Annotated in this window: 20 protein-coding genes; 15 read left to right on the top strand and 5 right to left on the bottom strand. The window is 63.5% G+C overall.

The genetic code is table 11. From position 1 onward, the window contains the following. Positions 1-30: 30 nt before the first annotated feature. The 3 genes from AC0NIL_RS02475 (at position 31) to AC0NIL_RS02485 (ending at position 3,136) form a co-directional block, all read left to right on the top strand. On the top strand, positions 31-630 hold the full coding sequence (locus tag AC0NIL_RS02475) for a DUF2585 domain-containing protein (RefSeq protein WP_013528354.1): 600 nt from the start codon (positions 31-33) through the stop codon (positions 628-630). Positions 631-634: 4 nt separating this feature from the next. Continuing rightward, a complete protein-coding gene (hslU, locus tag AC0NIL_RS02480) occupies positions 635-1,945 on the top strand; it encodes an ATP-dependent protease ATPase subunit HslU (protein ID WP_013528355.1) in 1,311 nt (436 codons plus the stop codon). A gap of 231 nt (positions 1,946-2,176) precedes the next feature. Further along, positions 2,177-3,136 (top strand): DUF1402 family protein, encoded by a 960-nt coding sequence (locus AC0NIL_RS02485; RefSeq protein WP_064992846.1) that lies wholly within the window; start codon positions 2,177-2,179, stop codon positions 3,134-3,136. A gap of 119 nt (positions 3,137-3,255) precedes the next feature. Here AC0NIL_RS02485 and AC0NIL_RS02490 read toward each other — a convergent pair whose 3' ends face one another. The 3 genes from AC0NIL_RS02490 to AC0NIL_RS02500 all read right to left on the bottom strand — a co-directional run bounded on the left by AC0NIL_RS02490 (position 3,256) and on the right by AC0NIL_RS02500 (position 5,985). Next, positions 3,256-4,494: an NAD(P)/FAD-dependent oxidoreductase gene (locus tag AC0NIL_RS02490; protein WP_275953227.1), complete on the bottom strand. Its 1,239-nt coding sequence runs from the start codon at positions 4,492-4,494 to the stop codon at positions 3,256-3,258. After that, positions 4,491-4,805 (bottom strand): Rieske (2Fe-2S) protein, encoded by a 315-nt coding sequence (locus tag AC0NIL_RS02495; protein ID WP_013528358.1) that lies wholly within the window; start codon positions 4,803-4,805, stop codon positions 4,491-4,493. Before AC0NIL_RS02495 ends, AC0NIL_RS02490 begins: the two co-directional genes overlap by 4 nt. 88 nt (positions 4,806-4,893) lie before the next feature. After that, positions 4,894-5,985, bottom strand: coding sequence for a fatty acid desaturase family protein (locus tag AC0NIL_RS02500; protein ID WP_473572804.1), 1,092 nt, complete (start codon positions 5,983-5,985; stop codon positions 4,894-4,896). A gap of 170 nt (positions 5,986-6,155) precedes the next feature. On the opposite strand from AC0NIL_RS02500, the gene AC0NIL_RS02505 reads away from it, so the two are divergent. The 7 genes from AC0NIL_RS02505 (at position 6,156) to AC0NIL_RS02535 (ending at position 13,936) form a co-directional block, all read left to right on the top strand. After that, positions 6,156-7,187, top strand: coding sequence for a LacI family DNA-binding transcriptional regulator (locus AC0NIL_RS02505; RefSeq protein WP_473572805.1), 1,032 nt, complete (start codon positions 6,156-6,158; stop codon positions 7,185-7,187). 300 nt (positions 7,188-7,487) lie between these two features. Continuing rightward, complete coding sequence (locus tag AC0NIL_RS02510; RefSeq protein WP_024502009.1) at positions 7,488-8,429, top strand: sugar ABC transporter substrate-binding protein; 942 nt, start codon at positions 7,488-7,490, stop codon at positions 8,427-8,429. 114 nt (positions 8,430-8,543) lie between these two features. Beyond that, the gene (locus tag AC0NIL_RS02515; protein WP_013528362.1) at positions 8,544-9,620 is read left to right on the top strand and encodes an ABC transporter permease; all 1,077 of its coding nucleotides are present in this window, start codon (positions 8,544-8,546) and stop codon (positions 9,618-9,620) included. 2 nt (positions 9,621-9,622) lie between these two features. Beyond that, a complete protein-coding gene (locus tag AC0NIL_RS02520) occupies positions 9,623-10,390 on the top strand; it encodes an ATP-binding cassette domain-containing protein (RefSeq protein WP_013528363.1) in 768 nt (255 codons plus the stop codon). A 112-nt stretch (positions 10,391-10,502) separates the two neighbouring features. Further along, positions 10,503-11,498: an inositol 2-dehydrogenase gene (gene iolG, locus AC0NIL_RS02525; RefSeq protein ID WP_473572806.1), complete on the top strand. Its 996-nt coding sequence runs from the start codon at positions 10,503-10,505 to the stop codon at positions 11,496-11,498. A gap of 34 nt (positions 11,499-11,532) precedes the next feature. Further along, entirely contained in the window at positions 11,533-12,327 is a 795-nt protein-coding gene (locus AC0NIL_RS02530) for an SDR family oxidoreductase (protein ID WP_275953230.1), read from the top strand. Positions 12,328-12,844: 517 nt separating this feature from the next. Beyond that, positions 12,845-13,936 (top strand): 3-deoxy-7-phosphoheptulonate synthase, encoded by a 1,092-nt coding sequence (locus AC0NIL_RS02535; protein ID WP_224618266.1) that lies wholly within the window; start codon positions 12,845-12,847, stop codon positions 13,934-13,936. Between the two features lie 34 nt (positions 13,937-13,970). On the opposite strand, the gene AC0NIL_RS02540 is transcribed toward AC0NIL_RS02535, so the two are convergent. Further along, positions 13,971-14,606, bottom strand: coding sequence for a LysE family translocator (locus AC0NIL_RS02540; protein ID WP_473572807.1), 636 nt, complete (start codon positions 14,604-14,606; stop codon positions 13,971-13,973). 129 nt (positions 14,607-14,735) lie between these two features. Between AC0NIL_RS02540 and AC0NIL_RS02545 the strand changes: the two genes are divergently transcribed. After that, the gene (locus tag AC0NIL_RS02545; protein ID WP_127370704.1) at positions 14,736-15,437 is read left to right on the top strand and encodes a helix-turn-helix transcriptional regulator; all 702 of its coding nucleotides are present in this window, start codon (positions 14,736-14,738) and stop codon (positions 15,435-15,437) included. A gap of 11 nt (positions 15,438-15,448) precedes the next feature. Here AC0NIL_RS02545 and AC0NIL_RS02550 read toward each other — a convergent pair whose 3' ends face one another. Continuing rightward, positions 15,449-16,558, bottom strand: coding sequence for a Gfo/Idh/MocA family protein (locus tag AC0NIL_RS02550; RefSeq protein WP_275953232.1), 1,110 nt, complete (start codon positions 16,556-16,558; stop codon positions 15,449-15,451). A gap of 155 nt (positions 16,559-16,713) precedes the next feature. On the opposite strand from AC0NIL_RS02550, the gene AC0NIL_RS02555 reads away from it, so the two are divergent. The 4 genes from AC0NIL_RS02555 to iolE all read left to right on the top strand — a co-directional run bounded on the left by AC0NIL_RS02555 (position 16,714) and on the right by iolE (position 22,552). Beyond that, positions 16,714-17,559 (top strand): MurR/RpiR family transcriptional regulator, encoded by an 846-nt coding sequence (locus tag AC0NIL_RS02555; RefSeq protein WP_024502014.1) that lies wholly within the window; start codon positions 16,714-16,716, stop codon positions 17,557-17,559. A gap of 141 nt (positions 17,560-17,700) precedes the next feature. Next, the gene (locus tag AC0NIL_RS02560) at positions 17,701-19,635 is read left to right on the top strand and encodes a bifunctional 5-dehydro-2-deoxygluconokinase/5-dehydro-2-deoxyphosphogluconate aldolase (RefSeq protein WP_275953233.1); all 1,935 of its coding nucleotides are present in this window, start codon (positions 17,701-17,703) and stop codon (positions 19,633-19,635) included. Between the two features lie 34 nt (positions 19,636-19,669). Continuing rightward, the gene (iolD, locus tag AC0NIL_RS02565; RefSeq protein WP_473572808.1) at positions 19,670-21,520 is read left to right on the top strand and encodes a 3D-(3,5/4)-trihydroxycyclohexane-1,2-dione acylhydrolase (decyclizing); all 1,851 of its coding nucleotides are present in this window, start codon (positions 19,670-19,672) and stop codon (positions 21,518-21,520) included. Between the two features lie 114 nt (positions 21,521-21,634). Next, positions 21,635-22,552, top strand: coding sequence for a myo-inosose-2 dehydratase (gene iolE, locus AC0NIL_RS02570; protein ID WP_063169768.1), 918 nt, complete (start codon positions 21,635-21,637; stop codon positions 22,550-22,552). The last annotated feature ends 6 nt before the right edge of the window (positions 22,553-22,558 follow it).

Below are 22,558 nucleotides of genomic sequence, written 5' to 3' on the forward strand. Positions count from 1 at the left end.
CGGCGACGCGAAACGAGGGGGAATGAACCGATGACGACACCGGCCACGGAAAACAGCTATTCGGCCTACGAAGACAGCTGGCGGATGGGGCTTCTGCTGGTGCTTGCCCTGGTCATCTTCCAGGCCGGGGCGCTCTACGGCATGGGGCGGACGCCGATCTGCACCTGCGGCTACGTCAAGCTCTGGCATGGCGTGGTGAACAGTTCGGAGAATTCCCAGCACATTTCGGACTGGTACACCTTCTCGCACATCATCCACGGCTTCCTGTTCTATGCGCTGGCGCGGTTCCTGTTCCCGCGTTCGCCGATCGGCCTGAGGCTGGCGTTCGCCGTCTTCATCGAGGGCGGCTGGGAGCTGCTGGAAAACAGCCCGTTCATCATCGACCGCTACCGCGCCGGCACCATTTCGCTCGATTACTATGGCGACAGCATCATCAATTCGGTGTCGGACACACTGGCCATGGTGCTGGGATTTGTGATGGCGCGAAGGCTACCTATATGGGTGATCGTCAGCCTCGCCATCATCTTCGAACTCGGCACCGGCTACCTCATCCGGGACAATCTGACACTCAACGTGATCATGCTGCTGCATCCGTTCGAGGCCATCAAGCAGTGGCAAAGTGGAATTTAGTGATATGAGCACATTTTCTCCCCGCGAAATCGTTTCGGAACTCGACCGCTTCATCATCGGCCAGAAGGACGCCAAGCGCGCCGTGGCCATTGCCTTGCGCAACCGCTGGCGCCGCCAGCAGCTGGAAGGCCAGATGCGCGAAGAGGTGATGCCCAAGAACATCCTGATGATCGGGCCGACCGGCGTCGGCAAGACGGAAATCTCGCGCCGCCTGGCGCGGCTGGCCGGTGCGCCCTTCGTCAAGGTCGAGGCGACCAAGTTCACCGAAGTCGGCTATGTCGGCCGCGATGTCGAGCAGATCATCCGCGACCTGGTCGAGATCGCCATCGGCCTGGTGCGCGAGAAGATGCGTGAGGACGTCAAGGCGCGCGCCCACGTCAACGCCGAGGAACGTGTGCTGGAAGCACTGGTCGGCAAGACGGCGAGCCCGGCCACCCGCGACAGTTTCCGCAAGAAGCTGCGCGACGGCGAGCTCGACGACAAGGAAATCGAGGTCGAGGTTGCCGACACCGGCAGCGGCGGCATGCCCGGATTTGAAATCCCCGGCATGCCGGGCGCCAATATCGGCGTGCTGAACATCAACGACATGCTGTCGAAGGCGATGGGCGGCAAGAAAACCAAGATGCGCAAGACGACGGTGAAGGAGTCCTACGACCTGCTGGTCAATGACGAGTCCGACAAGCTGCTCGATCAGGACGAGGTGGTGCGCCGGGCGCTCGATGCCGCGGAAAACGACGGCATCGTCTTCCTCGACGAGATCGACAAGATCGCGGCGAGATCGGACATTTCCGGCGGGCCCTCGCGCGAAGGCGTGCAGCGCGACCTGCTGCCGCTGGTCGAAGGCACCACGGTGGCGACCAAATACGGACCGTTGAAGACGGATCACATCCTGTTCATCGCCTCCGGCGCCTTCCACGTCTCGAAGCCGTCCGACCTGTTGCCGGAATTGCAGGGCCGCCTGCCGATCCGCGTCGAACTGCGGGCGCTGGAGAAGGACGATTTCGTGCGCATCCTGACCGAGACCGAGGCCAGCCTGATCAAGCAGTATATCGCGCTGATGAAGACCGAGGGCGTCGAGTTGACCTTCACCGACGACGCCATCGATTCGCTCGCCGGCATCGCCGTCGATCTCAACGCCAGCGTCGAGAACATAGGCGCCAGGCGCCTGCAGACGGTGATGGAGCGGGTGCTGGACGAAATCTCCTACGATGCGCCCGACCGCAACGGAACGAGCGTCACTATCGACGCCGCCTATGTCGAAAAGCATGTCGGCGATCTGTCCAGGAATACCGACCTGTCGCGGTTCATCCTTTAAACGACGGCGCCGAAACGTTCCGGCGCCGGTCCAGGCAACATTTTCCGGCAAGCAAAATCATGTGTGGCCAGATGGTACCATCTGGCCACCTTTCGTCCTGCCGGGTGAAGGGGCGCTCTCGACTCGACCAAGAGCTTTACCTAGTTTGCGCGGCAATTCTCGATCTCTTGGTTGACGCAATTCCGGAAAACCGTTTCACACTTTTCCTGGAATTGCTTGGGCGGCGGGTGCATGAAAAAACTGATCCTGGTCATTCTCGGCTTGACGCTGGCGGCGACGCTGTTCGCCGCCGAGGCAGCGACATTGGTGCCGCCGGGAAATCGCAATGCCGTGCAGCCCGACATTCCCGGCGCCTCCAGCCGGCGCACGCAGGCGACCAACACCAGCTTCCAGGCGAAGTACCGCAAGGTCTATGCCCTGCTGCAGAACGACGCCGATCTGCGCGGCAAGATCAGGAAGGCGGCGGCCGCCTACGGCATCGATCCCCTGCACATCGTCGGCGCCATCGTCGGCGAGCACACCTACAACGTCGATGCTTATGACCGGCTGCAGACCTACTATGTCAAGGCGATCTCCTATCTCTCCAGCAAGCTGTCCTTCGCCTATGACGGCGAGGACATCACCGACTTCGTGCAACGGCCGGAATTCAAGAAATGCGCGGGGATGTCCGACAGCTACGATCTGTGGGAATGCCGCGAACAGGTGTGGAACCGTTCGTTTCGCGGCAAGTCGGTCGGCGGGACCAGCTTTCCCGACGACCGCTTCGGCGCCACCTTCTTCCAGCCTTATTATGCCGGCCAGACCTTCGGCCTCGGCCAGCTCAATCCGCTGACCGCCCTGCAGATGAGCGATCTGGTGCACAAGGTTTCGGGCCTGCCCAAGCTCGACGTCGGCGATCCCAATTCGGTCTACAAGACCATCATGGATCCCGACCTGACGCTCCCCTACGTCGCCGCGACGATCAGGAAATCGATCGATGCCTATAAAAGCATTGCCGGCTTCGACATTTCGGGCAATCCTGGGCTGACCGCTACGCTCTACAATGTCGGCAATCCGGAGCAGCGCGCTTATGCGTTGAAGGCGGAGAACGACAGGCGCCGCGCCGCCGGTGAGCCCGAAAAGCTGCCGGAAGAGAATTATTATGGTTGGCTGGTGAACGACAAACTGCCGGAGCTGAAGGCGCTGTTTTAGGGCTGGGGTTCAGAGCCTTTACCTGCCCCTTGTAGGGCAGGTCGGACCGAAGGTCAGGGGCGGTGCCGCACTCCCATCCCGCAGCTGCGCAGCGGCCCCCAAAAAGGGGGAGCGTAGGCTCAGGCGGCCAACAACGACTTCAGCTTCACATCCGGTGATCCCAGCGCTTCCGGCGCCGGCTTGGCCCGCTTGGCGATCAGCATTTCGGCCAGCCTGATGTCGCGGGCGACCGCGTTGCCGGGGCCGATGCCGCTGGCCGCGACCAGCCTGCCGTCTTCAGCCAAATGGAAGAGGATGAAGGCGCCGTCGCCGAGATCGCGGCGCACGGTGTTTTTGCCCTCGTCGGAGAGCCCGGCGATCTGCAGCGACAGACCATATTGATCCGACCAGAACCACGGCACCGCCGCATGCGCCTCGCCGGCGCCGAGCATGTTCCTGGCCGCCAGCGCGCCCTGTTCCTGGGCGTTGCGCCAGGCTTCCAGCCGCACCCGGCGGCCGCCATAGACGGCGAGCGGAAACGAGCAGCAATCGCCGGCGGCAAAGATGTCGGGATCGCAGCTGCGCAGCTCGGCATCGACTGCAATTCCATTGTCGATCGTCAGCCCCGCTTCGGCCGCAAGCCCGGTCACCGGCACGGCGCCGATGCCGATGATCGCGAGGTCGGCGACGATTTCCCGGCCGCCGGCAAGTGTGGTGCGCACCTCGTTGCCATCGTCGGCGATGGACGCGATGCCGTCGCCGCACAGGATGTCGACGCCCTCGGCGACATGCGCCTCATGGATGATTTCCGCGATCTCCGCCGGCACGCCGCGAATCAGGATGCGAGGCTGCGCCTCGATGACGGTGACCGCGGCACCGAGCTTGCGGGCCGCGGCGGCGAGTTCGAGGCCGATAAAGCCGCCGCCGATGATGGCGATACGGTTGCCGGGGGTGAGATGCGCGCGAATGGCGAGCGCATCAGCGAAGGTTCTAAGATAGACGCAGCGCGGACCCAGGCCCGGCATCGGCAGCTTGCGCGGCGTCGAACCGGTTGCCAGCAGGAGCTTGTCGTAAGGCAGGACCGATCCGTCCGACAGGCGCACAGTATGCGCCGCGCGGTCGATCGCGACGGCCTGGACGGAATGGATATGCCGGATCGACTTCTCGGCCAGAATTGCGTCGCTGGCGATCGCCTTGATCTCGGGCGCATCGCTGGCCATCGCCTCCTTGGACAGAGGCGGGCGCTCATAGGGCAGATGCGGCTCGTCGCCGACCAGCGTCACCGGCCCCTGATAATCGAGGTCGCGCAGCGCCAATGCCGCCCGCCCGCCGCATTCGCCGGCGCCGATGATGAGCATCCCCCCCGCCATGTCAGTCATCCGATCTGGATCAGGACTTTGCCGGCATCGACCTTGACCGGATAGGTCTTGAGATTGATGCAGACCGGGGCGCCGCGGGCGTCACCCGTCTTGTAGTTGAAGCGCCCATTGTGCTTGGGGCATTCGATGATGTCATCCATCACCAGCCCGTCGGCCAGGTGCACCTTTTCATGCGTACAAAGGCCGTCGGTGGCGAAGAACTCGTCGTCGGGGCTGCGATAGATGGCGAAGGTGCGGCCGCCGTGGTCGAAGCGCATCACATCCTCCTCGTCTATGTCGCCGGTGGCGCAGGCCTCGACCCAGTCGCTCATTCAAGTCCTCCCAAAAGCAAAAAAGTGCGCAGCGGTTTTCCGTCCGGAATTGCGTTAAATAAACAGTCTGGATCGGATGGAAGCACGATCATTCCGCCGCGGCGGCGATAGTGTCGTTGTGGAATTCCTCGCGATATGGCCGTGCGCTCGGCGGCAGCTCGCGCTTGAGGAAATAGTCCTCGTTGCGCAGCTGGCGCAGGAAGACCGGGATCATCTCGCGGTAGCCGGCCAGGATCGACGGTGTCGCTTCCGGCAGATCGTGCTTGATCAGCTCGTGCAGCCTCGGCAGCGCATGATAGGGCACCATCGGAAACATGTGATGCTCGACATGGTAGTTCATGTTCCAGTAGATGAAGCGGCTGATTGGGTTCATGTAGACGGTGCGGCTGTTCAGCCTGTGGTCGGTGACATTGTCGGCCAGGCCGCCATGCTGCAGCAGCCCGACCATGACATGGTGCCAGGCGCCGTAGAGCCTGGGCAGGCCGACCAGCATCAGCGGCAGGAACGAACCGGTGTAGAGCGCCAGCCCGACGGTGGCGGCATAGATCGCCGTCCAGATGCGGGCGACGCGGATCGCCTTGGGCTGTTCCTGTTCTGGAATGAAGGTCTTTCCGGCGGCGCTGACGGTGCCGGCGGCGTTGCGCAGCATATCGCTCATCGCATGCCAGGCGTCGAGCACGCCGACGAAGCCCAGCATGGCGCGAACCAGATCCGGCGGCCGCATCACCGAGATTTCCGGGTCGCGGCCGACGATGACGGTGTCGGTGTGGTGGCGCGTGTGGCTCCAGCGCCAGGTCACCGGATTGCGCATGATCATGAAGCAGGCGATCTGATAGACCGCATCGTTCATCCATTGCGTGCGGAAGGCGGTGCCGTGACCGCATTCGTGCCAGCGTGAATCCGTCGAGGAGCCGTAGAGCACGCCATAGACGAAGAAGAACGGCACGCACCACCATGTGCCCCAGAGCCAGGCGCCGCCGGCGCCACTGACGATCAGGGCGGCGAACCAGATCGCGGTATCGCGGATCGCCGGCCCGTCGGAGCGCTGCATCAGCTCCTTCATCTGCTTGCGCGGTATGTCGGTGTGATACCACTCGGCCGCCGACAGGCCGGTCTCGACGGCGAGCTTGGCGTCGCGGCCGATCAGGCTGTAGTCACGCCGGGACGGCGCAGTGGACATGATTGCCTCCCTCGGCAAAGGCATCCGCCAGAGCGAATGCCATGAAATCCCTTGGCTTCAGGCGTCAAAGTAACGCCGACCGATGATAGACTCAACATCATAAAGATAGTTTCTATCATTTCCCATCAGGATGATGTACGAAGGGCTCGAGCAAACCCGACGAGGCAAGCATGGTGAAGCGGCCGACAATATCCGATCTGGCGCGCATCTCGGGCGTCAGTGTCGCCACCGTCGACCGCGTGCTGAACAACCGGCTGCCGGTGCGCGAAGAGACAGCGCGCCGCGTCTACGAGACCGCTACCGACATCGGCTACCACGCCGCCGGCCTTATCAAGCAGCGCATGCGCCAGGAGTTGCCGGAGTACCGCCTGGGCTTCCTGCTGCTGCGGGGCAATGATGCCTTCTACGGTGACTTCGCGCGGGAACTCGAACTGGCCATCTCGCAATCGCAGCGCTTCCGCGGCGTTGCGAGCATCGATTTCGCCAGCTCCCTGGCTCCCGACGAGATCGCCTTGCAGATGCGCAGGCTGGCGGCGAAATCGAGTGCCATCGCCGTTGTCGGTCCGGACCATCCGACCCTGACAGCGGTCGTGGAAACCTTGAAGGCGAGAGGACAGCCGGTCTTTTCGGTGCTGTCCGATTTTGCCGCCGGTATCCGGGAGGGCTATATCGGCCTCGACAACCGCAAGGTCGGGCGCACCGCCGCATGGATGATCTCCAAGGCAGCCAAGCGGCCCGGCAAGGTCGCCCTCTTCGTCGGCAGCCACCGCTTCCACGGCCATGAGCTGCGCGAGATCGGCTTTCGCTCCTTCTTCCGCGAGCATGCGCCGGAGTTCAGCGTGCTTGAAACGCTGGTCAATCTGGAAGCCAACCAGGTGACCCATGACGCGATGATCGATCTTCTGGCGCGCTATCCGGATCTTGCCGGCTGCTACGTCGCCGGCGGTGGCATGGAAGGCGCGGTCTCGGCGCTGCGGGCAGCGAAGCCCGCGACCATGCCGGTGGTCGTCTGCAACGAGATCAACGCCGAGTCGCGCGCGGCGCTCGCCGACAACATCCTCACCATGGTGATCTCGACCCCGCTCGCCGCTTTATGCCGTGAGCTCGTCGACCTGATGGCGCATGCCATCGAAACCGGCGCCGCCAACGCTCCGGGCCAGACCTTTCTGCCCTTCGACATCTATCTGCCGGAAAACATCTAGCCAGCCGCCGCGCAAGGTGCCGAGGCAAATGATAGAATCCATCAGAGCGATGCGTAAATCGGCCGGCAGGCCGCGGAATCGCCCTTGACGCCCCGATGTGAAATGGAATAAATATTTCATCATCTGTATATTTTGGTTCTTTCGTTCCGGAATATCTGTTTCAAACAGAGGGTTTGACGTTCCAGCCAACGGCAAGCGTCACCCGGAATAGAAACGACATCAGGGAGAGATTCCCCGGGGAGATCGGGGATTCCGGATAAATCGGTGAAACCGGACACCAATATGTGGAGGAGAAACACAATGAAGAAATTGATTTTAGGCGTCGCCTTCGCGGCGCTGATGAGTTCATCCGCCCTGGCCGCCAAGGTTGGCGTGTCGATGGCCAAATTCGACGACAACTTCCTGACCGTGCTGCGCAACGGCATGATCGAGCAGGCCAAGGGCATGAGCGGCGTCGAGCTGCAGGTCGAGGACGCGCAGAACGACGTTGCCAAGCAGCTTGACCAGATCAAGAACTTCGCCGCTTCGGGCGTCGACGCCATCATCGTCAACCCGGTCGACACTTCGGCCACGCAGGCGATGTCGGATGCCGCCGCCGCAGCCAAGATCCCGCTGGTCTATGTCAACCGCGAGCCGGTCAATGTCGACACGCTGCCCGACAACCAGGCCTTCGTCGCTTCGAACGAAGCCGATTCCGGCACGCTCGAGACCAAGGAAGTCTGCCGCCTGTTCAAGGAAGCCGGCAAGAAGGAAGCCAATGTCTATGTGATCATGGGCGAGCTTTCCAACCAGGCCGCCGTGCAGCGCACCAAGGACATCGACGATGTGATCGCGACGCCGGATTGCAGCTTCATCAAGATCATCGACAAGCAGACGTCGAACTGGAACCGCGACGAGGCGCAGAACCTGATGACCAACTGGCTGTCGACCGGCAAGCCGTTCGATGGCGTCATCGCCAACAATGACGAAAGTGCCATCGGCGCCATCCAGGCGATGAAGGCCGGCAACATCGACATGAAGGCGGTTGTCGTCGGCGGCGTCGATGCCACCCAGGACGCGCTGGCGGCCATGCAGGCGGGCGACCTCGACGTAACCGTGTTCCAGGACGCCGCCGGCCAGGGCGCCGGCGCTCTCGATGCGGCGCTCAAGCTCTCCAAGGGCGAGAAGGTCGAGCACAAGGTCTACGTGCCCTTCCAGCTGGTGACGCCAGCCAACATCGACAAGTTCCTGAAGAAGAACTGAGCCGCCAGCGGTTCGATACGGAGCGGCGCTCTCGATCAAGACAGCGCCGCTCCCCTCTCTCCCTCAGCGCCGGCACGGCGCGAGGGCGACCGCGGCTGATGGAGGACAGAATACGTGGCACAGACATCTCATGGCGTCGGCGGCGTCGGTTATGATGCGAAGAAGCGCACATGGCCGGCCGAGTTCAATGTTTTCCTGGCCCTGGTCATTCTCGTCGTCATCTTCGAACTGATCGGCCGCATCTTTCTCGGCGACAGCTTCCTGTTCAACACACGCAGCGATGTCGGCGGCATCTTCAACGAAGCGCGCCTGCAGATCATCATCCTGCAGGTGTCGATCGTCGGCATCATCGCCATCGGCGTGACACAGGTCATCATCACCGGCGGCATCGACCTGTCCTCGGGCTCGATCGTCGGCGCGACCGCCATGATCGCCATGAGCTTCGCCCAGGTGGCGACGGTCAACGGCAACCCCAATCCCAAGGCGATGTTCCTGGCGCAAGGCTGGACCGACCTGCCTGTCATCGTGCCGCTGCTGGTGGCGATCGCCTGCGGCCTCTTCGCCGGCCTGGTCAATGGCGCGCTGATCGCCTACACGCGCATTCCGCCGTTCATCGCCACGCTCGGCATGATGGTGACCGCGCGCGGCATCGCCAAATGGTGGTCCAAGGGCCAGCCGATCTCGTTTCCCACCGAGAGTTTCGCCAGCATCGGCAAAGGCCTGATGCCGGTCGTCATCTTCCTGTCGCTGGCCATCCTGTTCCAGCTGATCATGACCTATACGAGGTACGGCAAGCACTGTTACGCGATCGGCTCCAACGAGGACGCCGCGCGTATGTCCGGCATCAAGATCGCCAATCACAAGATCCTGGTCTACGTCATCGCCGGCATTCTCGCCGCGCTCGCCGCCGTGGTGCTGAGCTCCAAGAACCTGACCGCGCAGTCCGGCATGGGCGTGATGTACGAACTCGACGCCATCGCCATGGCGGTCATCGGCGGGGTCTCGCTGTCGGGCGGCCGCGGCTCGATCATCGGCACGGTGATCGGCTCGCTGATCTTCGGCGTCATCATCTCCGGCTTCACCTTCCTGCGCCTCGACGCCTACTACCAGGAGATGGTCAAGGGCGTGATCATCGTCGGTGCGGTGGTTCTCGACCAGTGGCGCCAACGCCTGCGGGCAATGAGGGCATGACCATGTCAGACATCGTCCTGAAGACCGAAAACCTGACCAAGCGCTATGGCGGCGTGCATGCGCTGGAAGGCGCGAACTTCGAGCTGCGCAAGGGCGAGCATATCGCCATCATGGGCGACAACGGCGCCGGCAAATCGACCTTCGTGCGCCAGATCACCGGCGTCGAGCAGCGCACCAGCGGCCAGATCTGGTTCGACGGCAAGGAAGTGAATTTTGCCGGGCCGATCGAGGCCCGCACGGCGGGCATCGAGACCGTGTTCCAGAATCTGGCGCTGGCCGACGATCTCGACGTGCCGTCGAACCTGTTCCTCGGCCGCGAGAAGGTTTTGTTCAACCTCGGCCCGTTCTCGATCCTCGATCGCAAATACATGCGCAAGGCGACCGAGGCGGCATTGGTCCGCACGGCGGTGAAGATCCCCAATCTGTCCAACACCATCCGCCACATGTCGGGCGGTCAGCGCCAGTGCGTGGCGATCGCCCGGACCGCGACCTTCGCCTCCAAGCTGATCATCATGGACGAGCCTACCGCCGCCCTTGGCGTGCAGGAGACCGCCCAGGTCGAAAACATCGTGCGTACGCTGAAGGACAATGGCGAGCCGCTGATCCTGATCAGCCACAATATGCGCCAGGTGTTCGATCTCTGCGACCGTATCGTCGTGTTCCGGCGCGGCCGCATCGTCGCCAATCTGCGCAAGGAGAACACCGACGGAAACGATATCGTCTCCTACATCACCGGCGCCAAGACCGGGGAGGCGGAACTCGCGGCCTAAAACAGGATGGTCATCCTGTTTTCTGGCGCGCTCGAAAAATAGCCTTGCCACCTTTCCCCAAAAGCAAGGTGTGGACAACTCTCTCCAACCCATTCCCCCAGAGGAAATACCCATGACCGTTCGCTTCGCTCTCCTCGGTGCCGGCCGCATCGGCAAGGTCCACGCCCGTGCCGTCGGCTCCAATCCGCAGGCCAAACTGGTTGCGGTTGCCGATGCGTTCGAGAAGGCGGCCACCGAACTGGCCAGCGCCTATGGCGCCGAGGTGCGCAGCATCGAGGACATCGAGAAAGCCGGAGATATCGACGCCGTCATCATCTGCACGCCGACCGACACCCATGCCGATCTGATCGAGCGCTTCGCCAAGGCCGGCAAGGCGATCTTCTGCGAGAAGCCGATCGACCTCGACGTCAAGCGCGTCGAGAAATGCCTGGCCGTGGTCGAGAAGACCAAGGCGACGCTGATGGTCGGCTTCAACAGGCGCTTCGATCCGCACTTCGCCGCCGTGCGCAAGGCGATCGACGACGGCGCCATCGGCACCGTCGAGATGGTCACCATAACCTCGCGCGATCCGGGCGCGCCGCCGATCGATTACATCAAGCGCTCGGGCGGCATTTTCCGCGACATGACCATCCATGATTTCGACATGGCGCGCTTCCTGCTCGGCGAAGAGGTCGTGGCGGTCAGCGCCCATGCCTCGGTGCTGGTCGACAAGAAGATCGGCGCTGCCGGCGATTTCGATAGCGTCAGTGTCATCCTCGAAACCGCTTCCGGCAAGCAGGCCGTCATCTCCAACTCGCGCCGCGCCACCTATGGCTACGACCAGCGCATCGAGGTGCATGGCTCGAAAGGCATGGTCGCGGCCGAGAACCAGCGCCCGGTGTCGATCGAGCTGGCCAACGAGAAGGGCTATACCCGCCCGCCGCTGCACGACTTCTTCATGACCCGCTATCTCGACGCCTATGCCAATGAGATCGCTGCTTTCATCGCCGCAGCGACATTAGGCAAGAAGGCCGCGCCGAGCGGTGCGGACGGACTGGTGGCGCTGAAACTGGCCGACGCAGCGCTGAAATCAGCAACGACCGGCAAGACCGTCCGTCTCGACAAGTAAGAGAACCCTTAGGAAAAACCACAGGAGCAGAGCGATGAGCGCATCAGCCGATCGCAATTCACAGACACGCGCCATCGTCACCGGCGGCGCGCAAGGCATTGGCTTTGCCGTCGCCGAGGCCTTGGCCGATGAAGGCTGCCGGGCACTGGCGCTCATCGGCCGCTCGCAGGAGAAGGGCGACAGGGCCGTCGCCCATTTCAAGAAAGCCGGCGTCGATGCGATCTTCATCAGCGCCGATGTGTCAAAAGTGGCGGACTGCAAGCGCGCGGTCGCCACCGCGATCTCGCATTTCGGCACCGTCAACGCGCTGGTCAACGCCGCCGCCACTTCGGCGCGCGGTTCGCTGGTCGAAACCTCCGAAGAGTTGTTCGATACGATTTTCGATACCAATGTGCGCGGCCCGTTCTTCCTGATGCAGGGCGTGGTGGCGCATCTCCTTGAGAAGAAGGCACCCGGCTCGATCGTCAACGTGCTGTCGATGTCGGCGCATACCGGCCAGTCGTTCCTGACGCCCTATTCGACCAGCAAGGGCGCGCTGATGACACTGACCAAGAATGTCGCCAATGCCTATCGCTACAACCGCATCCGCTGCAATGCGGTGCTGCCCGGCTGGATGGACACGGAAGGTGAGGACATCGTGCAGAAGAAGTGGCACGACGCGCCGGACGACTGGCTGGCGAAGGCCGAAGCGACGCAGCCGATGGGCCAGTTGGTCAAGCCGGACCAGCTTGCCCGTCTGATCAGCTACATGGTCAGCCCACAGTCCGGTGTCATGACCGGGTCGCTGGTCGACTACGATCAAAGCATTGCGGGGGCGTCACCGGAGTAACGCCGGCGAGTCTCAAACGCCCATCACTTCGTCATCCACGGGCGGAGCAAGGAGCGTAGCGACGCGGCGCAGACCCGAGGATCCATGCCGCGACTTCTGAGCGGTGCTGCGGTGCGGAATTCTGCTCCGCTGCACCATTCGGCCAAAGTCACGGAATGGATCCCAGGGTCTCCGCGACGGAGCTTCGCTCCTGCTCCGCCCAGGGAGCACGAAGTTTGGGTGCTTCGGCCATCCCGAATTGTCTCCGCATCAGGGCACGTGACAAGTGCCTCCGCATCGACTATATGAGCCTCATGATCAACCTGACCGCCACATATTGGTACTTTAGGAGCTCGCTGGCGGCGGGAGGATTGCGCTCGATCTGAAGATTGCAGCAACAAGATCCGAACAGCCGCCATACCTGGCGGCTTTTTTGTTTTCAGCCGGCAGGTTCCCTCTAAATCAAAGAGGAGCATGATGTCGTCCGAAAACCGCTTCACACTTTTCGGCATCATGCTCTCGACAGGAGCAGAAAGCCGTGTTGACCACCACAGACGACCTCCGGGTCAAAGAAATCCGAGAACTGAGCACACCGGACGAGGTGATGCGGGAGATACCGCGCACTTTGACGGCGACGCGCACCGTCAGCGCATCGCGCAACGCAATCCATGCCATCTTGAACGGGACCGACGACCGGCTGCTCGTCATCGTCGGCCCGTGTTCGATCCACGATCCGGTCGCGGCGGTCGATTACGCCAGCCGTCTCGCGGCGCTGCGCGAGAGCCTGTCGGACCGGCTGGAGATCGTGATGCGGGTCTATTTCGAAAAGCCGCGCACGACGGTCGGCTGGAAAGGCCTGATCAACGATCCCGACCTCGACGGCAGCTTCAACATCGACAAGGGGCTGCGGATGGCACGCAATGTGCTGTCGGCCGTCAACAATCTCGGCCTGCCGGCGGCGACCGAATTCCTCGACATGACCACCCCGCAATACATTGCCGACCTCGTGGCCTGGGGCGCGATCGGCGCGCGCACGACCGAGAGCCAGATCCACCGCGAACTGGCCTCGGGCCTCTCCTGCCCGGTCGGCTTCAAGAACGGCACCGACGGCAATCTGCGCATAGCCGCCGAGGCGGTGAAATCCGCCGCGCAGCCGCATCATTTCATGGCGGTGACCAAGGGCGGGCGCAGCGGCATCGCCACGACCACGGGCAATGAGGACTGCCACGTTATCCTGCGCGGCGGCGTTCAGCCCAACTATGACGCGGCGAGCGTCGAGGCCGCCGCTGTGGAACTCGCCCGCATCGGCATTGCGCCCCGTCTGATGATCGATGTCAGCCACGCCAACTCGGCCAAGAAGCCCGAGAACCAGCCCAAGGTGGCGGCAGATGTCGCCGGCCAGGTCGCGGCAGGCGACGAGCGCATCATCGGCCTGATGATCGAGAGCAATCTCGTCGCCGGCCGGCAGGACGTGGTGCCGGGCAAGCCGCTGGTCTATGGCCAGAGCATCACCGATGGCTGCATCGACTGGGCGACCACCGAGACCGTGCTGCACGGCCTTGCCGGCGCCGTCGAGTGGCGCCGCTCGGCACGCCGCGCCATGATCGACAACCGGCAGGGAGCTGCCTGACAGGGCATAGGGAAGTGGGCGGCGGTGACCGGGATTACGCCGCCCTTAATCCTTCCCATGCCGTGAACACCGACACGGCAAAGAGCAGCAGTCCGGCCGCCCGGCCGGCAAAAATGGTCGCCCGCGGATTGGCGATCAGAACGTTGCGGCTGCGGCCGGCCGTGATCGCCAGCCCGCCATAGATCGCAGCCTGCGTCACCACGGTCAGCAGCCCCATGACCGTCGCCTGCATCCAGATCGGACCGTAGTCCGGTTTCAGGAACTGCGGGTAGACGGCAAGCACGAACAGGTATGCCTTCGGGTTGATCAGGCAGGTCACAAACCCCTGGCGAAACGCCTTCCATGCGGAACGGCTGCCGGCAGGCCCCTCCTGGCCGACGATGATGGAACTGCGCATCAGCGTGATGCCTATGAAGGCCATGTAGGCGGCGCCGGCAAGCAGCAGCGGCTTGAACAGGATCGGCACGAAATGCATCAGCAGGCCGACGCCGATGGCGCCGTTCAGCGTGTGCACCATGCCGCCGACCATGATGCCGCCGGTCGCGGCAAGGCCTCGGTCGCGGCCGCCCGTCAGTGCATTGGCAAGCACGAAGAGCATATCCATGCCCGGAACGGCGATGATGCCTAACAGCAGGATAAAGAAAAGCCAGAGATTTTCCGCATAGCCCATGTCAGTTGCCTGCCGCCTCGCTCCGCCAAACCGCAGCGGAACCTGTTGATTTTCAATTCGATAGGCGCTCCTATAGGTCAGCCCAACTGACGATGGTGTGTCAGTTGTGATGGAAACCGGGCGAGAAAAATGCGCAAGGCGTCGCGCCTGTTCGAGATCATCCAGATCCTGCGGCTGGCGCGGCAGCCGGTGACGGCAGCGACGATCGCCGAGCGGCTGGAGGTGACGGTGCGCTCGATCTATCGCGACATTGCCGCCCTGCAGGCGATGCGCGTGCCGATCGAGGGCGGGCGCGGCATCGGCTACATCCTGCGTCCCGGCTTCGACCTGCCGCCGCTGATGTTCTCGATCGAGGAGATGGAGGCGATCGTCCTGTCGCTGGCGCTGCTGGAGCGCACCGGCGACAGCGAGCTCAAGCAGGCGGCCAAGCGCGTCAGCGCCAAGATCGCCGGCGCGGTGCCGCCGCCCTTGCGCCAGGTATTCGACGCCAATGCGCTGCATGCGTGGGGGTTCGCCGCGCCTTCGACCGGCGCGATCGACCTTGCGCTGGTGCGACGCGCCATCCGCGACGAGGAAAAGCTCGACCTCTCCTATCGAGACGAAATGGGCCGCGCCTCCGAGCGCCTCATCCGCCCGATCGCGCTCATCTACTACGCCGAAACCGCCAACATCGTCGCCTGGTGCGAGCTGCGCCAGGCGATCCGCAATTTCCGCAGCGACCGGATCGCGGATTGCCAGGCGACCGGGTTACGCTTCAAGGGCGAAGGCGACCGCTTGCGGCAGGTCTGGGTGAATGGATGGGAGACGAACGTCGCTGCCACGGTCGTCTGAGCGGGCTTATATCACCGTACGTCCACCCAGCGCTTTTCCTCGAACGAGCGCGCCATCGCGTGCACCGTGCGCTCGATCTCCAGCCCTTCGGCAAACTCGATGAGCCGCGCCGGCCTGCCCTCAAGCCGCGTCAGCAATTCGTGGCACTCGATGATCTTGAGATCGTTGAAGCCGAGGCCATGGCCCGGCGCCGGCACGAAGAGGTCATAGGGCTTGTGGTGCGGCGCCACCAGGATGGTGCGGTAGCCCTGTTCGGTCGGCCGATCTGATGTGAGGTAGAGCTGGAATTCGTTCGATCGTTCCTGGTCGAACAGGATCGACCCCTTCGAGCCGAAGATCTGGACGGCGATGCGGCCCTTGCGGCCCCAGGCCGAGCGGTTGACCAGCAGCGTGCCGGCAATGCCGTTTTCCAGATGCATCAGCACGCTGGCGATGTCGTAGGTCTCCACCGCGCGACGGCCGCCACTGGCCAGCTTGCGGTCGGCATAGGGTTTGGCCATGTCGCAGATGACACTGGCGACGCGGCCGAACAGGGCTGAGACCAGCGACAGCGGATGCACGGCGAAATCGTCGAGCGCGCCATAGCCGGAAGCTGCTTCGTGCTTCCAGAAGAACAGCGCCTCCGGGTCGGCCATGAAGTCCTCGTCCATCTCGATGCGCAGATGGTTGACCTCGCCGATGATCTTCTCTTCCAGCAGCGCGCCGATATGGCGGATGGCCGGGCTCTGGATGTAGTTGTAGCCGAGGGCCGCGACCTTGCCGGACTTTTTCGCCGCGTCCGCCATCGCCTCGGCCTCGGCAAAGCTCGGCGCCATCGGCTTTTCGCACCACAGATGCTTGCCTGCCTGAAGAACCGCGATGGCCATTTCCGGATGGAACTGGTTGGGCGTGGTCAGCGAGACGATGTCGACTTCGGGATCGTTGACGACGGCGCGCCAGTCGCCCGACGCCTTGGCGAAACCGAACTCGCCCGCCTTGCGCCGGGCAAGCTCTTCATTGACCTCGCCGAGATGGACCAGCCGTGGCTTGGCCACGTCGGGAAAGACGGCGCTGACGGCACTCCATGCAATGGCGTGACACTTGCCCATGAAACCCGTACCGATGAGACCGACGCCGACCATTTTCCGTTTCTCCACTGCTTGAAGCGCTGCGTGGATGAATTAGTCCATTTTCTCCTGAAATGGAATGTCTGCCTCATTTTTTATGGTGTTCTTGCGCAGGCTCGCTATGATGAGGCACAGAGGACGCTTCACGCATGAGCCTGGACAGAGCGACGATGGACGAACGGGTACCTCGCGATTTCGAGACGCTGCGCACCACCATCCTGGAGCGACGCGAAAGCCTGCCGAAACGCATCGCCCAGATCGCTGCCCATGCGCTCGACAATCCCGACGATATCGCCTTCGGCACCGCCGCCAGCATCGCCGCTTCGGCGGGCGTGCAGCCTTCGACCCTGATCCGATTTGCCCAGCAGCTTGGCTTCGATGGTTTCACCAGCCTGCAGCAGGTGTTTCGCGAGCGGCTGCGCGAGCGCAACTCATCCTATGACGAAAGGCTGCAGGCGCTGCGCGTCAAGGCTGAGGGAGGCGCCGGCCACCGGGCGATCTTCGACGGCTTCGTCGCCGCCGCCTCGACCTCGCTCAACGACATCTCGCGCACGCTGGACGAAGCGCATCTGGAAGACGCTATTTCCCTGCTGGCAAAGGCGGAAACCATCTATGTGCTGGCCAAGCGGCGCTCCTATCCGGTGGCGTCCTACATCGCCTATGCACTGGGCAAGCTGAAGATCCGCAACCAGCTGATCGAATCGGCGGCCGGGCTGAATGCCGAGATGATCGGCTTCGCCACGCCGGCGGATGCCGTCATCGCCATCTCCTTCTCGCCCTACGCGCCCGCCACGATCGAGGAGGCGCGCAGCATTTCGGAACAGGGCGTGCCGATCGTCGCCATCACCGACAGCTCGTTTTCGCCGCTCGCCCAGTTCGCCAAGGTCTGGTTCGAGGTTGCCGAGGCCGATTTCGCCGGCTTCCGCTCACTGTCGGCGACAATGGCGCTGGCCATGGCACTGACCGTCGGCGTCGGCGAGAAGCGGCGCGATACGGGCCGCAAGCGCAAGGCCTGATCCACCGCCGAAAAGGTACTTTTCACCGAAGGAATGCTCATTCCATATTGACTATGGATTGGAATTATTATTTCATATTCCCGGCGCCACGCTGCCGCTCGCGCGTGTACCCCAACACAACAAGGCCGACGGGAGGTTCCAATGAGCGAAGCCGTGGACGCTGAATACGCGCCGCTCGACGTCATCACCATCGGTCGCGCTTCCGTCGACCTTTACGGCCAGCAGATCGGCTCGCGGCTGGAGGACATCACCTCCTTCGCCAAGTCGGTCGGCGGCTGCCCGGCCAACATCTCGGTCGGCACCGCCAGGCTCGGCCTGCGCTCGGCGCTGCTCACCCGCGTCGGTGACGAGCAGATGGGCCGCTTCATCCGCGAGCAGCTGACGCGTGAAGGCGTCAATGTCGACGGGCTCAAGACCGACAAGGAGCGGCTAACCGCGCTGGTGCTGCTGTCGGTCGAGGACGAAGGCGTCTCGCCGATGATCTTCTATCGCTCGGACTGCGCCGACATGGCGCTGGCGCCGGAAGACATCGATGAGGCCTTCATCGCCTCGGCGCGCTCGATCGTCGTCACCGGCACGCATTTTTCCAGGCCCAACAGCGATGCCGCGCAGCGCAAGGCGATCGGCATCATGAAGGCCAAGGGCGGCAAGGTGGTGTTCGACATCGACTACCGGCCGAACCTGTGGGGCCTCGCCGGCCATGCCGAAGGGTTCGAGCGCTATGTGAAATCGGACCGGGTCTCGGCGCAGCTGAAGACGGTGCTGCCCGACTGCGACCTCATCGTCGGCACCGAGGAAGAGATCATGATCGCGTCGGGCGCCGATGATTGCCTGAGCGCCTTGAAGACAATCCGCTCGCTGTCGTCCGCCACCATCGTCCTGAAGCGCGGCGCGATGGGCTGCATCGTCTATGACGGACCGATCAGCGACGATCTCGAGGACGGCGTCGTCGGCAAGGGATTTCCGATCGAGATCTACAATGTGCTCGGCGCCGGCGACGCCTTCATGTCGGGCTTCCTGCGCGGCTGGCTGGGCGGCGAAGACCATGCGACGGCGGCGACCTGGGCCAATGCCTGCGGCGCCTTCGCCGTGTCGCGGCTGCTCTGCGCGCCGGAATATCCGACCTTCGAGGAGCTGCGGTTCTTCCTCAAGAACGGCAGCAGGCATCTGGCGTTGCGCAAGGACGAGGCGATCAACCACATCCATTGGGCAACGACGCGCCGGCGCGACATTCCCTCGATGATGGCGCTCGCCTGCGACCACCGCGTGCAGCTCGAGGATGTGGCGGCGAAGGCCGGTGCCGATCCCGCACGCATCCAGGATTTCAAGGTGCTGGCGGTCAAGGCGGCGGCGAAGGTTGCCGCCGGCCGCGACGGCTACGGCATGCTGATCGACGAGAAACACGGCCGTAAGGCGATGTTCGAATTCGCCAGGCATTCCTTCGCCTGGCTCGGGCGGCCGGTGGAGCTGCCGGGTTCGCGGCCGCTGCGCTTCGAATTCTCGCAGGACATCGGCTCGCAGCTCACCGAGTGGCCGGTCGACCATTGCATCAAATGCCTGTGCTTCTATCATCCCGACGATCCGGCGGCGCTCAAGGACGAACAGCAGCAGAAGTTGCGCGCGCTGTTCGAAGCCGCGCGGAAGGTAGGCAGGGAGCTTCTCATCGAGATCATTGCCGGCAAGCATGGCAAGCTCGACGACACGACGATCCCGCGCGCGCTGGAGGAACTCTATGCGCTCGGCATCAAGCCGGACTGGTGGAAGCTCGAGCCGCAGGCGTCGAGCGGCGCCTGGGCGAAGATCGAGGCCGTGATCCTGAAGCACGACCCCTGGTGCCGCGGCGTCGTGCTGCTGGGCCTGGAAGCGCCGCAGGACGAACTGGAAGCGGCATTCGCCGCCACCGCCAAGGCACCCATCGTCAAGGGTTTTGCCGTCGGCCGCACCATCTTCGTCCATGCGGCCGAACAATGGCTGGCCGGCAGGATATCGGATGACGAGGCTATCGCCGACATGGCGCAGCGCTTCGAACAGTTGACGGATGCGTGGCTTGCCGCGCGCGGCCGCAAGGCGGCATAAGAAGGCGCGGAATAGGACTGCGGAGGAAAACACCATGAGCAAGACAATCCGCCTGACGATGGCGCAGGCGCTGACCCGCTTCCTGTCGCGCCAGATGACTGAGATCGACGGTAGCAAAGTCCCGATCTTCGGCGGTGTCTGGGCGATCTTCGGCCACGGCAATGTCGCCGGCATCGGCGAGGCGCTCTATCAGGTGCGCGACGAACTGCCGACCTTTCGCGCCCACAACGAACAGGCGATGGCGCATGCGGCAATCGCCTACGCCAAGGCCAATTTCCGCCGCCGCTTCATGGCCGCGACCTCTTCGATCGGCCCCGGCGCGCTCAACATGGTGACGGCGGCGGCGCTCGCCCATGTAAACAGGTTGCCCGTCCTGTTTTTGCCAGGCGATGTCTTCGCCAACCGCATCCCCGACCCGGTGCTGCAGCAGGCCGAGGATTTTTCCGACGGCACGGCGACGGTCAACGACTGCTTCCGTCCGGTTTCGCGCTATTTCGACCGCATCACCCGGCCGGAGCAGATCATTCCTGCGCTGAGCCGTGCCATGGCCGTGCTGACCGATCCGGCCGAATGCGGCCCGGTGACGCTGTCGCTCTGCCAGGACGTCCAGGCCGAGGCCTATGACTATCCCGAGAGCTTTTTCGCGGAGCGGGTCTGGCACCAGCGCCGGCCGCGCCCGGATCGCCAGGAACTGGCGGCCGCGGTCGCCGCGCTCAAGGGTGCAAAAAAGCCGTTGGTGATCGCCGGCGGCGGCGTCCTCTATTCGCAGGCGTCGGACGAACTGGCGAAATTCGCCGAGAGCGGCGGCATCCCGGTCTGCGAGACGCAAGGCGGCAAATCCTCGCTGCCGGACAACCACCCGCTCAACATGGCGGCGGTCGGCGTCACCGGCACTTCTGCCGCCAACCGACTGGCTGAGGAAGCCGATGTCGTGCTGGCCATCGGCACGCGCCTGCAGGATTTCACCACCGGTTCGTGGGCGCTGTTCAAGAATTCGGGCAAGACCATCATCGGACTCAACGTGCAGCCCTTCGATGCCGGCAAGCACCGCGCCCTGCCGCTGGTGGCCGATGCGGCCGAGGGCCTGGCGGAACTCGGTGCTGCGCTGAAGGGCTGGAAGGCGCCGGCAAGCTGGACCGACAATGCGTCCTTCGGCAAGAAGGCCTGGACGGTCGAGGCGGCCAAGGTGACGGCGTCGACCAATGCCGCCTATCCGTCCGATGCGCAGGTGATCGGCGCGGTGCAGCGCGCCATGGGCTCCGGTGTGACGCTGCTGAATGCCTCCGGCGGGTTGCCGGGCGAATTGCACAAGCTTTGGCAGGCGGGCGCGCCCGGCTCGTACCATGGCGAATACGGCTTCTCGACCATGGGCTACGAGATTGCCGGCGGGCTCGGCGCCAAGATGGCGAAGCCCGGCGAGGAGATCGTCGTCATGATCGGCGACGGCTCCTACCTGATGATGAATTCGGAGATCGCCACCTCGGTGATGCTCGGCCTCAAGCTGACCATCGTGCTGCTCGACAACCGCGGCTATGGCTGCATCAACCGGCTGCAGATGGCGACCGGCGGCGCCAACTTCAACAATCTGCTGAAGGACTCGCGCCACGAGGTTCTGCCCGACATCGACTTCGCCGCGCATGCGGCGAGCATGGGGGCGATTGCCGAGAAAGTGCCGTCGATCGCCGGGCTGGAAAACGCGCTGGCACAAGCCAGGAAGAATACGCGCACCACGGTGCTCGTCATCGACACCGACCCGCTGGTTTCCACCGATGCCGGCGGTCACTGGTGGGATGTGGCGGTGCCGGAAGTGTCAGTGCGGCCGCAGGTCAACGCGGCGCGCAAGGCGTATGACGAAAAGCGGCAGATGCAGACCATCGGCGATTGATAGAGGCGCCGAAGCTCCTCCTTCTCCCCGTCTCTACACGGGGAGAAGATGCCGGCAGGCAGATGAGGGGCGGCGCCAACGAGCAAGAAACTGTTTTAGGACCGGAGTGACGACTTGAAAGCCAAACTGGGCATGTCCCCCATTGCGTGGTGGAACGACGATCTTGCGGAGCTCAGCGATGACGTGTCGCTGGAAGAATGTCTGCGCCAGTCGCGCTCGGCCGGCTTCACCGGCATGGAGATGGGCCGGCGTTTTCCCAATGACCCCGAAATCATGCTGCCGATCCTGAAGGCCGCCGACGTCACGCTGTGCGGCGGCTGGTTCTCGGGCACGCTGGTCGATGGGGAGATGGCCGACAACAAGGATCGCATCCAGCCGATGATCGACCTGTTCAAGGCGGTGAACGCGCCTTGCATCGTCTATGGCGAGGTTGGCCGTTCGATCCAGGGCGACCGCTCGAAGCCGCTGGCGACCAAGCCGAAGCTGTCGGACGACGAGATGAAAGCCTATGCGAAGCGCCTGACCGAATTTGGCGAATGGTGCGCCGAACAGGGCATGCCGCTGTCCTACCACCACCACATGGCGGCGGTGGTCGAGACCGAGCCGGAACTCGATGCCTTCATGCGCTATTCCGGAGCCGGCATTCCGCTGCTGCTCGATGCAGGCCATCTGGCATTCGCCGGCGGCGACGTGCTGCGCGCCATCGACAACCACCATACCCGGATCAGCCATGTGCATGTGAAGGACGTCCGCATGGGGGTGATCGAAAAGCTCGACCGCACGAAGCAGTCCTTCCTCGACGCGGTGGCGCTCGGCGCCTTCACCGTGCCGGGCGACGGTTCGCTGGACTTCGGCGCCATCGTGCAGCGCTTCGCCGACCATGGCTATGAGGGCTGGTTCGTGGTCGAGGCCGAGCAGGACCCGAAGAAGAACCCGCCGCTCAGGATGGCGCAAGTGGGCTACAAGGAATTGATGCGCGTCATGACGGCGGCCGGATACACGGTCGAGACGCAAGGCTTTCCAAATGTCTAGTCTCCC

The sequence above is a fragment of the Mesorhizobium sp. WSM1343 genome, assembly GCF_055901535.1.